This window comes from Rhodococcus sp. KRD162 (assembly GCF_017168335.1).
Taxonomy (GTDB): Bacteria; Actinomycetota; Actinomycetes; order Mycobacteriales; family Mycobacteriaceae; genus Rhodococcoides.
In genome coordinates this window covers 144,210-156,706 of the sequence record NZ_JABFAU010000004.1, presented here as the reverse complement: position 1 = coordinate 156,706, position 12,497 = coordinate 144,210, and the positions used below count along the sequence as shown (strand labels likewise).

13 protein-coding genes are annotated in these 12,497 nt (G+C 63.2%); 8 read left to right on the top strand and 5 right to left on the bottom strand.

All coding sequences use genetic code 11. From position 1 onward, the window contains the following. Positions 1–20: 20 nt before the first annotated feature. The 5 genes from J1M87_RS07630 to J1M87_RS07610 all read left to right on the top strand — a co-directional run bounded on the left by J1M87_RS07630 (position 21) and on the right by J1M87_RS07610 (position 6,556). Complete coding sequence (locus J1M87_RS07630) at positions 21–683, top strand: TetR family transcriptional regulator (RefSeq protein WP_206488954.1); 663 nt, start codon at positions 21–23, stop codon at positions 681–683. A gap of 99 nt (positions 684–782) precedes the next feature. After that, positions 783–2,222, top strand: coding sequence for a gamma-aminobutyraldehyde dehydrogenase (locus J1M87_RS07625; protein ID WP_206488953.1), 1,440 nt, complete (start codon positions 783–785; stop codon positions 2,220–2,222). Further along, on the top strand, positions 2,219–4,156 hold the full coding sequence (locus J1M87_RS07620) for a primary-amine oxidase (RefSeq protein ID WP_206488952.1): 1,938 nt from the start codon (positions 2,219–2,221) through the stop codon (positions 4,154–4,156). Before J1M87_RS07625 ends, J1M87_RS07620 begins: the two co-directional genes overlap by 4 nt. A gap of 28 nt (positions 4,157–4,184) precedes the next feature. Then, the gene (locus J1M87_RS07615; protein ID WP_206488951.1) at positions 4,185–5,042 is read left to right on the top strand and encodes a universal stress protein; all 858 of its coding nucleotides are present in this window, start codon (positions 4,185–4,187) and stop codon (positions 5,040–5,042) included. Continuing rightward, the gene (locus J1M87_RS07610; RefSeq protein WP_206488950.1) at positions 5,039–6,556 is read left to right on the top strand and encodes an APC family permease; all 1,518 of its coding nucleotides are present in this window, start codon (positions 5,039–5,041) and stop codon (positions 6,554–6,556) included. The genes J1M87_RS07615 and J1M87_RS07610 overlap by 4 nt, the downstream gene beginning before the upstream one ends. A gap of 17 nt (positions 6,557–6,573) precedes the next feature. Here J1M87_RS07610 and J1M87_RS07605 read toward each other — a convergent pair whose 3' ends face one another. Then, the gene (locus tag J1M87_RS07605) at positions 6,574–6,750 is read right to left on the bottom strand and encodes a hypothetical protein (RefSeq protein WP_206488949.1); all 177 of its coding nucleotides are present in this window, start codon (positions 6,748–6,750) and stop codon (positions 6,574–6,576) included. A 67-nt stretch (positions 6,751–6,817) separates the two neighbouring features. Continuing rightward, the gene (locus J1M87_RS07600; protein ID WP_206488948.1) at positions 6,818–7,417 is read right to left on the bottom strand and encodes a TetR/AcrR family transcriptional regulator; all 600 of its coding nucleotides are present in this window, start codon (positions 7,415–7,417) and stop codon (positions 6,818–6,820) included. A gap of 81 nt (positions 7,418–7,498) precedes the next feature. Between J1M87_RS07600 and J1M87_RS07595 the strand changes: the two genes are divergently transcribed. Further along, the gene (locus J1M87_RS07595) at positions 7,499–8,485 is read left to right on the top strand and encodes a nitrilase-related carbon-nitrogen hydrolase (protein ID WP_206488947.1); all 987 of its coding nucleotides are present in this window, start codon (positions 7,499–7,501) and stop codon (positions 8,483–8,485) included. Further along, a complete protein-coding gene (locus J1M87_RS07590) occupies positions 8,482–9,528 on the top strand; it encodes an agmatine/peptidylarginine deiminase (protein WP_374222366.1) in 1,047 nt (348 codons plus the stop codon). Before J1M87_RS07595 ends, J1M87_RS07590 begins: the two co-directional genes overlap by 4 nt. 16 nt (positions 9,529–9,544) lie before the next feature. Here the strand turns inward: J1M87_RS07590 and J1M87_RS07585 are convergent, their stop codons facing one another. The 3 genes from J1M87_RS07585 to J1M87_RS07575 form a co-directional block, all read right to left on the bottom strand. Continuing rightward, positions 9,545–9,871, bottom strand: coding sequence for a hypothetical protein (locus J1M87_RS07585; protein ID WP_206488946.1), 327 nt, complete (start codon positions 9,869–9,871; stop codon positions 9,545–9,547). A 328-nt stretch (positions 9,872–10,199) separates the two neighbouring features. Next, on the bottom strand, positions 10,200–10,721 hold the full coding sequence (locus tag J1M87_RS07580) for a hypothetical protein (protein WP_206488945.1): 522 nt from the start codon (positions 10,719–10,721) through the stop codon (positions 10,200–10,202). Further along, on the bottom strand, positions 10,718–10,930 hold the full coding sequence (locus J1M87_RS07575; RefSeq protein ID WP_206488944.1) for a helix-turn-helix transcriptional regulator: 213 nt from the start codon (positions 10,928–10,930) through the stop codon (positions 10,718–10,720). The genes J1M87_RS07580 and J1M87_RS07575 overlap by 4 nt, the downstream gene beginning before the upstream one ends. 180 nt (positions 10,931–11,110) lie before the next feature. Between J1M87_RS07575 and urtA the strand changes: the two genes are divergently transcribed. Further along, positions 11,111–12,385: an urea ABC transporter substrate-binding protein gene (gene urtA / locus J1M87_RS07570; protein ID WP_206488943.1), complete on the top strand. Its 1,275-nt coding sequence runs from the start codon at positions 11,111–11,113 to the stop codon at positions 12,383–12,385. The last annotated feature ends 112 nt before the right edge of the window (positions 12,386–12,497 follow it).

The window sequence follows — 12,497 nt, the reverse complement described above, 5'->3', positions numbered from 1 at the left end:
ACAGGTGTATAGTTCTGTCGATGCCTCGCCTGACCAGGACCGCCGTCGTCGACGCCGCCCTCGACGTCGCATATCACCACGGCCTGGATTCGCTCACCATCCGCAAGATCGCCGGCGAACTGGGCGTCTCCCCGATGGCGATCTACTGGCACGTGAAGAACAAGGACGAGCTTCTCGACGCCATGGGCGATCGCGTCTGCGAACAACTCGAGCTCACCGTCGATCCCACCGCGGGATGGTGGGAGCAACTACGCACCGTACTCGAGGACTTCATGCGCGCCCTGCGGGAACATCCAGGAGCCGCGACCATCGTGGTGCCGCGAATGCTGTTCTCCGCCAACAGCAGAGCTGCGATGGAGCTGACCCTGAAACTTCTACGTGAGGCCGGGTTCTCCCTTCCCGACGCCACCCAGCTCGCCCGCCAGGGCGTTCGGGTCGCCATTTCGCTGATCACGGAGCCACTGTTCACCGGTGTCGATGTCGAGCCGGAGCGCCGGGCGCACGTCGAGCACGAGGTGGCGTCCACGATGGAATCCCTCGATCCCGAGGAGTTCCCGAACATCCTCGCTGCCGCCCCACATCTGGGCGATGCCTCGACTCGAGCGGCATTCGAGAAGCTCGGTCTCGACACGTTCGTCGCGGGCGTCAGAGCCTTGGCCGGAGAGACCGACATTTCGTCCTGATCCGAACCAAGACATTGGACATCTTGTCGGGTGGCGAAGTCTCGTCCGGAGGTGCAGGCTTTGCAGAACCGCAACAGTGACGACGCTAGGGGTTGAGTGATGACGGTGCCTGTCCTGCAGAACTACATCGACGGGGCGTTCGTGACGCCCTCGGGCACCGAGATGCTCGATGTGGTCGATCCGGTGACCGAGTCGATCGTCGCCCACTCTCCCATCTCCGACGCGGCCGACATCGACACTGCAATGTCTGCCGCTGCCAAGGCTTTCGAGACCTGGGGCAAGACGACGCCGGGCGAACGACAGAAGGTACTGCTCAAGCTCGCGGACGCGATCGAAGCGCACAGCGACGAGATCGTCGAGGCACAGAGTCGCAATACCGGTCAGCCCAAAGCCACCATCGCCGCCGAGGAAGTGACCGTCGGTGCAGATCAGATTCGATTCTTCGCCGGCGCTGCCCGCATGCTCGAGGGCAAGTCGGCAGGCGAGTACATGGATGGCTTCACCTCGTACGTTCGACGCGAACCGATCGGTGTCGTCGGGCAGGTGACGCCGTGGAACTACCCGTTCATGATGGCGATCTGGAAGATCGGTCCTGCGTTGGCCGCCGGAAACACCATCGTGCTCAAGCCCAGCGACACCACTCCCGAGAGCACGCTGGTGCTGGCGAAGCTGTCGAAGGGGATCGTTCCGGACGGCGTGCTCAATATCGTTCTCGGCAACGGCGGTACCGGCGCGGCCATCGTGGAGCACAAGACTCCCGGTCTGGTGTCGATCACCGGGTCCGTTCGCGCAGGCATCGCCGTCGCCGTGGCCGCCGCCAAGCAACTCAAGCGGGCACACCTCGAACTCGGTGGGAAAGCGCCGGCAATCGTCTTCGGCGACGTAGACATCAGTAAGGCCGCCGACGGTATCGCCGAGGCCGCGTTCTTCAACGCAGGCCAGGACTGCACGGCCGTCACCCGCGTTCTGGTACACGAATCGGTGCACGACACTCTCGTCGATGCCCTGGTCGCCAAGGCGAAGACGTTGAAAGTCGGCCTACCAGACGATCCCGATACCTTCCTCGGGCCGCTGAACAACGTCAACCACTTCGGACAGGTCAGCGCCAAGGTCGACGGCATCGGCGCGCACGCCACCATCGTCACCGGCGGCAAGCGCATCGGCGACAAGGGCTTCTTCTACGAGCCGACCGTCGTCACCGGTGTCCGGCAGTCCGATCCGATCGTGCAGGAAGAGACGTTCGGCCCGGTACTCACCGTGCAGAAGTTCACCGACGAAGCGGAGGCGATCGCGCTCGCCAACGATGTCGACTTCGGTCTCGCGTCGAGTGTCTGGACCTCCGATCATGCTCGAACACTGCGCATCTCGGCTGCTCTCGACTTCGGTGCCGTCTGGGTCAACTGCCACATCCCACTGGTGGCCGAGATGCCGCATGGCGGCTTCAAGTACTCGGGCTACGGCAAGGACCTCTCGGCCTACGGCGTCGAGGACTACACCCGCATCAAGCACGTCATGAGCTCGACGGAGTCCATCGGATGACATTCCATCCTCTCGATCCCCTCTCCGAGGCGGAATTCGCCACCGTGGCCGAGGTCCTCGGCCGCGATCACGGCGTCGGCGACGGCTGGCGCTACGCCTCCATCGAGATGATCGAACCGACCAAGGCCGAGATCGTCGCGTTCGATGCAGCCGGTACCGTGCCTGCCCGTCGGGCCGTGTCGGTGGTGCTCAACCGTGCCGAGAACACCACCTTCAAGGCCGTTGTCTCCTTGGACGATCGCACCACCGAATCGTGGACGCACGTACCGGGTGTGCAGCCGAATTTCACGGTCGACGAGTGGGAAGAGGCCGACGCCGCCCTGCGTGCCCATCCCGATGTGATTGCTGCCCTTGCCGATCGCGGTATCACCGATCTGGATCTGGTGTTCATGGACACCTGGACCTACGGCGATGCGGTGACGCCGGAGAAGTACAAGGGTCGACGCCTCGGCTGGTCGGACACGTGGGTCAAGGCTGCCGAGGGTGCCAATCCGTACGCCGGGCCGGTCGGCGGATTCCACTGCGTCATAGACGTCAATACGATGGAACTGCTCGAGATCGAGGACACGTACCGGGTCGAGCGTCCGGAGATCATGGGCGAGTACGTCCCCCGTCATATTCCAGAGCGTATCCGTGCCGCCAGCAGCCGTCCGCCGCTGAAGCCGCTCGAGATCACTCAACCGTCCGGTCCGTCGTTCCAGCTCGACGGCAACAAGTTGACGTGGCAGAACTGGTCACTGCGGGTCGGGTTCAACTACCGCGAGGGCATGACGCTACACGCGGTGACGTACGACGACAACGGGAACGTGCGGTCGATCGCGAATCGAATGTCGTTCGCGGAGATGGTCGTTCCGTACCGTGATCACACCGAGGATCACTACCGACGTACTGCGTTCGATATTGGCGAGTGGGGCCTGGGATTCATGACCACCTCACTCGAACTCGGTTGCGATTGTCTCGGTGAGATCCGCTACCTGGACGCTGTGTTGCACAACAGCAAGGGCGAGCCGTACACCATCACGAACGCGATCTGCATCCACGAGGAAGACAATGCCGTGCTGTGGAAGCACGTCGATCACGACGCCGGGGCCGAGGTACGGCGCATGCGTCGCCTCACGGTCAGCTTCCATGCCACCGTGGCGAACTACGAGTATCTCGTCTACTGGCGGTTCTACCAGGACGGCAACATCGAGTGCGAGGTCCGCGCGACCGGGATCATGGTGGTCACCCACCTCGCCGAGGGCGGCACGCACCCGTCGGGCACACTCGTCGACAATCGCACCTACGCGCCCTATCACCAGCACTTCCTCGTCGCCCGGCTCGATCTCGACATCGACGGCACCGAGAACACGGTGTACGCCAGTGAGACGCAACGTGTTCCGATGGGCCCGAACAATCCTTACGGTCTTGCGCTGACTCAGGTCAACACCCCGCTCACCACCGAGTCGGAGGGCAAGCAGGATTACGACTGGAACACCCAGAGAGCGTGGAAAGTCGTCAACGACAACGTCACCAACGGTCTCGGCACCCGTCCTGCATACAAGTTGGTGCCGGGAGCGGCGATCCCGTCGATGTTCGATCCTGCTTCGCCGATCTTCCAACGGGCCCAGGTGATCGGTCACACCGTGTGGGTCACCCCCAACTCGCCCGACGAGCGTTGGCCCAGTGGCGAGTTCGTCAACCAGAGCGGTATCGACCATGGGCTTCCCGAGTGGACCGAGGCGGATCGCAGCATCGAGAACACCGATGTCGTCGTCTGGTACACGTTCGGTATCCACCACATCACTCGGCCGGAGGACTGGCCGGTGATGCCCGCGGACACGGTCTCGTTCCGGCTCGAGCCGTTCGGATTCTTCGACCGTAACCCCGCCCTCGACGTTGCGGCGTCGGAGTCGAGTTCGTGCCACACAGAGCCCGGCAGTACCTGTCATTGATTCGACCAACTTCAGGGAAGGTCCGCCCATGCGTCTGATCGTCGGATACCAGGCAACACCGAGTGGCGCGGACGGAATCGCCCTGGGCGCAACCCTCGCCCGCTCGTTGCAGGCCTCGCTGGACATCTGCCTTGTTCTGCCTCGGGAGCGTCCGGTGCCGTCCAAAGCACCCGTCGAGGCCGGATACGACGATATTCTGGTCGATCAGGCTACCGACTGGCTGACCGAGGCACTGACGCTGGTGCCGGAGGATGTCGAGGCGCGCACTCATCTGCTGTTCGACGAGTCGTTCGCTCGAGGTCTGCTCGACTGTGCAGAGCACTGCGATGCCTACATGATCGTCGTCGGCGCTGCCGGAGACGGTCTGCTCGGACGCCACTCGATCGGGACCGTCACCAGCGATCTGTTGCACGTGGCACACGTACCCGTCGCCCTGGCACCGCGCGGGTATCGGCACTCTCCCCCGCAGCGCATTCGCGAACTCACCTGCGCCATCGGAAGCCGTCCGGGAGCTGCCGAACTCGTCGAGGCAGCCACCGACCTCTCCACGTCGGCCGAGTTGCCGCTGCGCTTGCTCTCCCTCGTCTCCGCCGAAGCGGAATCCATACAGGCCCCGGGGTCGAACGGTCTCGCCAAGGCCGAGGACGTGCTGCGCACCGTCAAGGCGGAACTGCCCGCGGGATCGGATGTGCAGTTGCAGGTGGCCGAGGGCTCGGGCATCGAGAAGGCCGCGTCCTCACTGGACTGGCACTCCGGTGATGTGTTGATGGTGGGTTCGTCCCGACTCGCGCAACCTCACCGCCTGTTTCTGGGATCGGTTGCCGCAAAGATGCTTCGGGTCGTACCCGTTCCGATGATCGTTGTTCCGAGAGAGGCCGGTAAATGAACGAGCGTGCGGCAGTGGATGTCGAGTCCAAGGGCCTGTCGGCCGGCCAACTCGGGCTTCTCGCGAGCGTGGTGCTCGGCATCTCGACCATCGCGCCCGCCTATGCGCTGACGGCCTCGTTGGGGCCGACGGTCACCGAGGTCGGTGTGCATCTGCCCGCGATCTTCATCGTCGGCTTCATTCCGATGTTGTTGGTGGCGTTGGGCTATCGAGAGCTCAATGCCGCCGAACCCGACAGCGGCACGTCGTTCACGTGGGCGTCGAAGGCATTCGGTCCGTACGTCGGCTGGATGGGCGGATGGGGCCTGATCGCGGCCACCATCATCGTGCTCTCCAACCTGGCGGGAGTGGCCGTCGACTTCTTCTATCTCTTTCTCGCACAGGTCACCGGCAACGACTCGCTGGCTGATCTGACCGCCGACAAGCCTCTCAACATCGTGACCTGCCTGGTGTTCATGGCGCTCTCCGCGTGGCTGTGTTACCGGGGAATGCAGGAGACCAAGCGCGTCCAGTACACGATGCTCACGTTCCAATTGCTGGTGATGGCATGGTTCATCGTTGCTGCATTCGTCAAGGTCGGTGCCGGTGAGGGCGCCGAGGGCATCTCCTTCAGCCTGGATTGGTTCGATCCCTTCGGCATTCCCACGTTCTCCGCCTTCACTGCGGGCCTGTCGCTGTCGATCTTCATGTACTGGGGCTGGGACGTGTGCCTGACGGTCAACGAGGAGACTGCGGGCAGCGCCAAGATTCCCGGCAGGGCCGCTCTGGTCACGGTGTTCTGCATCATCGTTCTGTACTTGCTCACCGCCGTGGCCACGCTGCTGTTCGCCGGCACCGGCGATACCGGCAACGGGCTGCAGAATCCCGACACCACCGACAATGTGTTCGCCGCACTGGCCGGTCCGGTGATGGGACCGTTCGCGATTCTGCTCTCCCTCGCTGTGCTGAGCAGTTCGGCCAGTTCACTGCAGGCCACGTTCATCTCACCGGCGCGCACCTTGTTGGCCATGGGCCACTACCAAGCGCTCCCGACGCGGTTCGCCTCCATCACACCGCGATTCAGCACCCCAGGCTTCGCGACGCTGGTGGCAGGCGGGTCCTCGGCAGCCTTCTACGCCGTGATGCGGGTGGTGAGCGACAACGTACTCACCGACACCATCGCCGCGCTGGGCCTGATGATCTGCTTCTACTACGGCATCACCGCCTTCGCCTGCGTCTGGTACTTCCGCGAGGATTTGTTCACCAGCACCCGCAACTTCTTTTTCAAGTTCCTCGCGCCGCTGCTCGGCGGTGTCGGCATGGCCGTGGTGTTCATCCAAACTTCGATCGACGCCTGGGATCCCGAGTTCGGTAGCGGCTCCTCACTTTTCGGCATCGGAATGGTGTTTCTCATCGGAGTCGGCATCATCGCTCTCGGTCTCGTGATCATGTTGGTGGTGGCGCTGCGCAAGCCCGAGTTCTTCAAGGGCGACATCCTTCGCCGCGATACTCCGCCGCTGATCGTCGAAGACTGACGATCCTCTGGCCTTCGTCAGGGTGGGGCATGCTCGATGCCGCGCTCCTGCAGGCCTTTCATGATCAGCTCGGTGACGCGCACCCAGGCAGGCCGGTCGGCCCACTGCTCCGCGAGCAGTGCGTTGGCCGCAGGGTCGTCGAGACCGCGCTCGAAGGACCACTCGCGGGCGTCACCGGCCCAGGTGTCGATCATCCATTCGACCGTGTCGTCGGCGAGTTGCTGGATCTGTGGATCCTCGGGGTGAACCGACGAACTTGGACTAGGTCGCGGGATCGAATCCGGCCAGTAGTGCGCGCAGTCCGTACTCGAAAGCCTCGTCGGAGCGAGAAGCCTTCGAGGATGCGGTGTCCAGGGCGGCGCGGAGGGCGGAGCCGACCTCCACGCTGGGACGCCATGGGGCCTCGGGTGCCGCCAGGTCCAGCGCCGAGCCAAGCACGAAGCTGTCGAGAACGGTGATGATGTTGAGCACGTCCGCGGGGCCGAACTCGGCCTCCGACAGCGCATCTGCGAGGGCGTTGTACATCCCGAAGGCATGTGCACTGTTCACCGCGTGCTCGGTGAGCAGTGGAATCAGACGTGGGTAGCGGGCGTAGCTGTCGCGGTAGGCACGGGCGATCTGCGCGACGGTTTCGCGCCAGTCGAGCCCGTGTGGAGGGAGCTCGACCTCGGACATGGCGCGCTCGCGCAACAATTCGACTATCTCGTCGCGACCGGACACGTGGTTGTACAGGGACGACGGACTGACACCGAGTTTCTTGGCGAGAAGCGGGATGGTGAAGCCGCCGGAATCACCCACCAGCGCGAGGGCGGCTGTGGTGATCCTCCCGGTGTCCAACAGTGGCGCGGACGGTCTCCCCACGGTGCGCACTCCTCATCCTCTTGCGGTTCCGATCGTCATCGACAATACTTAACGAATCAAATTCGTTTTAACGGAGGTTCCATGCTGACGATCACCAGCCTCACCGCCCCCACTGCGCCACTGCGGGTCGATCCGAGCGCTCGCACTCCCCTGCGTGTCGCACTGGTGCAACATCGCTGGAATCCCGATGCCGCCGCACTGAAAGCCGAGCTGCAGGGGGCCATCTCCATTGCGGCCGAACAGGGGGCGCAGGTTGTCTTCCTGCCCGAGATCGCCCTACTGCGCTACCCCGCCGACACCCGCGCCGGGGAGAACCCGGGCAGCGAAGCGGAGGACTTGCTGACCGGACCCACATTCACCCTCGCCGCGGAGGCAGCAACCGCGAACGGCATCGTCGTTCATGCCTCCCTCTACGAGAAGTCCGAGGCGGCAGACGGATTGGGCTACAACAGCGCCATCATGGTCTCCCCGTCCGGCGAGCTACTGGCCAGAACCCGCAAACTGCACATCCCCATTTCGGCGGGTTACTACGAGGACACCTACTTCCGCGCCGGTCCCGCCGACGACCCATATCCCGTCTACGCACCGGAGCACCTCGGCGGTGCCCGGGTGGGGTTGCCCACGTGCTGGGACGAGTGGTTCCCGGAGGTCGCGCGCAGCTATGCACTCGGCGGCGCAGAGATTCTCGCCTACCCGACGGCCATCGGCTCCGAACCGTCGTTCCCGGCATTCGACACTCAACCGCTCTGGCAGCACGTCATCGTCGGCCATGGCATCTCGAATGGCCTGTTCATGGTGGTGCCCAACCGCTGCGGCAACGAAGGTGAGATCACCTTCTACGGCTCATCGTTCATCTCCGATCCCTACGGCCGCATCCTGGTTCAGGCACCCCGAGACGAACCGGCCGTCCTCGTCGCCGATCTCGACCTCGATCAGCGACGGGAGTGGTTGGAGCTGTTCCCGTTTCTGCTCACTCGCAGACCGGACACCTATGCCCGCCTGACCGAGCCGGTGCGCACCGACGCTCCGTACGGTGACGGACATCCGGCGACGCCGGTGATCAAATGAACACGGCAGCAACGGCATTGACGATGCCGTCAGAGACGGCTCCGCAGGACAAGGTGTGGATGGCATTTCCCTGTGAGGGGTATTCCCTCGGCGAGAGCGAGCAGGCCAAGCACGGGGCTCGCTCCACCTGGGCAGCCGTCGCGCATGCAGTCGCCGAGTTCGAGCCGGTGACCGTCGTCGTCGATCCAGCCGAGCGCGACATCGCAGCGACGTATCTCTCGCGCGACATCGACGTCGTGGAGGCACCGCTGAACGACGCCTGGATGCGCGATATCGGCCCCACCTTCGTTCACGCAGAGGACGGCTCGATCGCTGCGGTCGACTGGATCTTCAACGGTTGGGGCGCGCAGGACTGGGCGCAATGGGACAAGGACTGCAAGATCGGTGAATTCGTCGCCGATCAGGCTGCAGTACAGCGGATTACGTCCCCCATCGTCAACGAGGGCGGCGGCATCGCGGTCGACGGCGCGGGCACCGTGCTGGTCACCGAGACCGTGCAACTCGATCCCGGCCGCAACCCGACCCTGTCGAAGGCCGACATCGAAGCAGAGCTGACGCGGACCATCGGTGCGCGGCACGTCATCTGGCTTCCGCGGGGGCTGACTCGAGATTCGATGCGATTCGGCACGCGCGGCCACGTGGACATCGTGGCGGCAATACCGTCACCCGGAACTGTTCTGGTGCACCTACAACGTGATGCGTCTCACCCCGATTACGAGGTCAGCGCGCTGATCATCGACACTTTCCGCGCCAGCCACAACGGCTCGGGTGGAGATTGGAACATCGTCGAGGTGCCGGCTCCACAGACCTTGCGCGATGACGACGGATTCGTCGATTACAGCTACATCAATCATCTCGTCGTCAACGGCGGCGTGATCGCCTGCAGCTATGGCGACCCGATGGACGAGGAGGCGGCAGCCATTTTGCGCGACGCTTACCCGGGCCGAAAAGTGGTCACGGTGGACGCGAGGCCGCTCTTCGAGCGGGGCGGTGGCATCCACTGCATCACCCAGCACCAGCCGTCGGCTCTGAAGCTCGGCTGACGGTGCTTGCTCGGTTCTAGGAGCTACGCCGAACTTCGAGCTGCTCTCCTACGGTGACGGTCTGTGCCTCGGTGACACACTCGACTCGGCCGTCGAGCCGCAACGACACGTGGTATTCACCGGGCTTGAGGGCGAAGGTGATGATATCGATGCTCGAGGTGTTGTCGCCGACGACGATGCGGTGGCTCAGCGACAGCATGCCGTTGTGCAGAATCTCGCATGTCTGACCTGGCAGAACGTTGTCGACGTGAACGGTGATGGTCTTGGGTCCGCCGACAACCTCGATGGTAGGTTCCGGCGTGCTCGACCCGACGAGTCTGAGGTAACTCTTGTCTCTGCGCACGGCCTCGACTTCCCTGTTAGCTTGCTCCACCCTGAGGTGAACGCCCGACGTGGTCTCAGTGGTACTTCGTGGCACGACGGTGGACGGATTGGTGATGCACGTCGTCATCGGCCTCGAACCGAGCCTCTCTCTTCTTCGGGCGCATCGTCGGTCGCGTTACGAACCACGCGTCCGAACAGCCCGCCAACAGCACAGACACCGCACGATCTCGATGTCACCGGTCAGAACATACCTCCCGAGGTCCGAATCTGCGAACCAACTGATGGAACCGAGACCGTTACGTATTCTCACACGCTGTAAATGGCACTACCCGCATTCGGCGCGCAGTTCATTCGTTCGACTCGAAGCCGAGTGCCTCGGCCTCTTCCGCAGCGCGCTCGGTCTCGCGCTGTTTCCGCTGATGCAGCCTGACTCCGACGACCGCCGCGGCGAAACCGAGCGACGCGCCGAAGACCGCTCCGATCGACAAGGACCCGAGACCGCCGCCGCCGTAATGAGCCAGTAAGCGAATCGCCGCGCCCCCACCGCTGACTACCAACAGCACGGCAGCGAGTCCTATCCGAACGCGTCGAAGTTCCTGCGCGGTGTACATGTCGATGCCCCGAGCGCGGGCATATCCCAGGACCACGAAGGCGACGACGTTCAAGGCCAAGTAGATACCCAGCGCCACCCAGGCCCCGGTGACACCCGCCGCGAAAGGCAGGATCGCACCGGTGATCAATCCGATCCACAGCAGTGCCTGGAATCCGACGGCCGAGGCCTCGTTCCAGATGTCGCGCTGCAGCTCGTCGGCGTAGAACTCGTCGTCGAGGTCTCCGACGAACCGGGCAGCTTTGACGAATGCGCTCATGGTGCGGACTCTCCTTGGTCTCCGAACAGTGTTTCCACCGTTGTGTCGAGTGCACGGGCCAATCGCAGCGCCAGATAGACGCTGGGTGCATAGTCGCCACCTTCGACCGAGACGATGCTCTGCCTGCTGACCCCGCAGATGGTGCCGAGTTCGGCCTGGGTTATGCGCGCCCGTTTGCGATGCTCGCGAACGTTGTTGGATCCCGGCATGAGGAAAAGTCAACTCTACTTGTCATTAGATGTCAAGCAGGGTTGTCATTTCCGTGCATTTACGTCGGCGTAACGCGGGAAACAGACTCGTCACCGGGCAACATACCTACGCAATAACTGCCCTTTACTGTTCGCAATCGCGAATACAGCTCCGTATACAAAACTCCGAAAGGGTCGTAGATGCCTGTTGTCTCGAAGAGCAAATCAGCCAGACGCCTGATGGTCGTTCCCGCCGCGCTGGCTGCATTGAGCCTGGTGGCCACTGCCTGCGGCAGCAAGGCCGGCGACACCACCTCTGCCGACGGCGGCGGCTCTACCACCTCGTGTGTGGACACCTCGGGTGACACCATCAAGGTCGGCTCGCTCAACTCCCTGTCCGGCACCATGGCGATCAGCGAAGTGACGGTGCGTGATTCGATCGCACTGGCCGTCGAAGAGATCAATGCGGCAGGCGGAGTCAACGGCAAGCAGATCGAGATCGTCGCCGAGGACGGGGCGTCCGAGCCGACCGTGTTCGCGGAGAAGGCCGAGAAGCTGATCAGCAGCGACTGTGTCGCAGCCGTTTTCGGCGGATGGACCTCGTCGAGCCGCAAAGCCATGCTGCCGGTGTTCGAGGACAACGACGCGCTGCTCTATTACCCGGTCCAGTACGAGGGCCTCGAGGCTTCGAAGAACATCTTCTACACGGGCGCGACGACCAACCAGCAGATCGTCCCGGCTCTGGACTACCTCAAGGACCAGGGCGTGAAGTCCCTCTACCTGGTCGGTAGCGACTACGTGTTCCCGCAGACCGCGAACCGAGAGATCAAGGCCTACGCGGCCGCGAACGGTATCGAGATTCTCGGTGAGGATTACACCCCGCTGGGTTCGACGGACTTCTCCACCATCGTCAACAAGGTCCGCACCGCGAATGCCGATGCGGTGTTCAACACCCTCAACGGCGATTCCAACGTCGCCTTCTTCCGCGAGTACACCAATGCCGGCCTCAAAGCTGCCGACATGCCAGTGATGTCGGTGTCCATTGCCGAGGAAGAGGTCGCCGGCATCGGCGCTCAGAACATCGCGGGTCAGCTGACCTCGTGGAACTACTACCAGACGGTCGATTCCCCCGAGAACACCAAGTTCGTAGCGGACTACAAGGCCAAGTACGGTGCCGACAAGCCCACCTCGGACCCGATGGAAGCCGCCTACACCTCGGTGTACCTGTGGAAGAACACTGTCGAGAAGGCTGATTCGTTTGCGGTGGCGGATATTCAGGATGCTGCTGGTGGTGTCAGTTTCGCCGCTCCTGAGGGTGAGGTCGTCATCAACGGCGACAATCACCACATTTCCAAGACTGCGCGTATCGGTGAGATTCGTCCGGACGGTTTGATCTACACCGTCTCCGAGTCACCGGAGCCGATCGAGCCCGATCCGTTCCTCGAGACCTACGACTGGGCTTCCGACCTCAACTGACCACCACCCATGTGAGTGGAACTTCGGAGCCTGCTCCGAAGTTCCACTCACATGCTCCGAAGGAGCTTTCCTATGGACGTCGTGATCGGACAGTTGTTCACCGGCCTGTCGA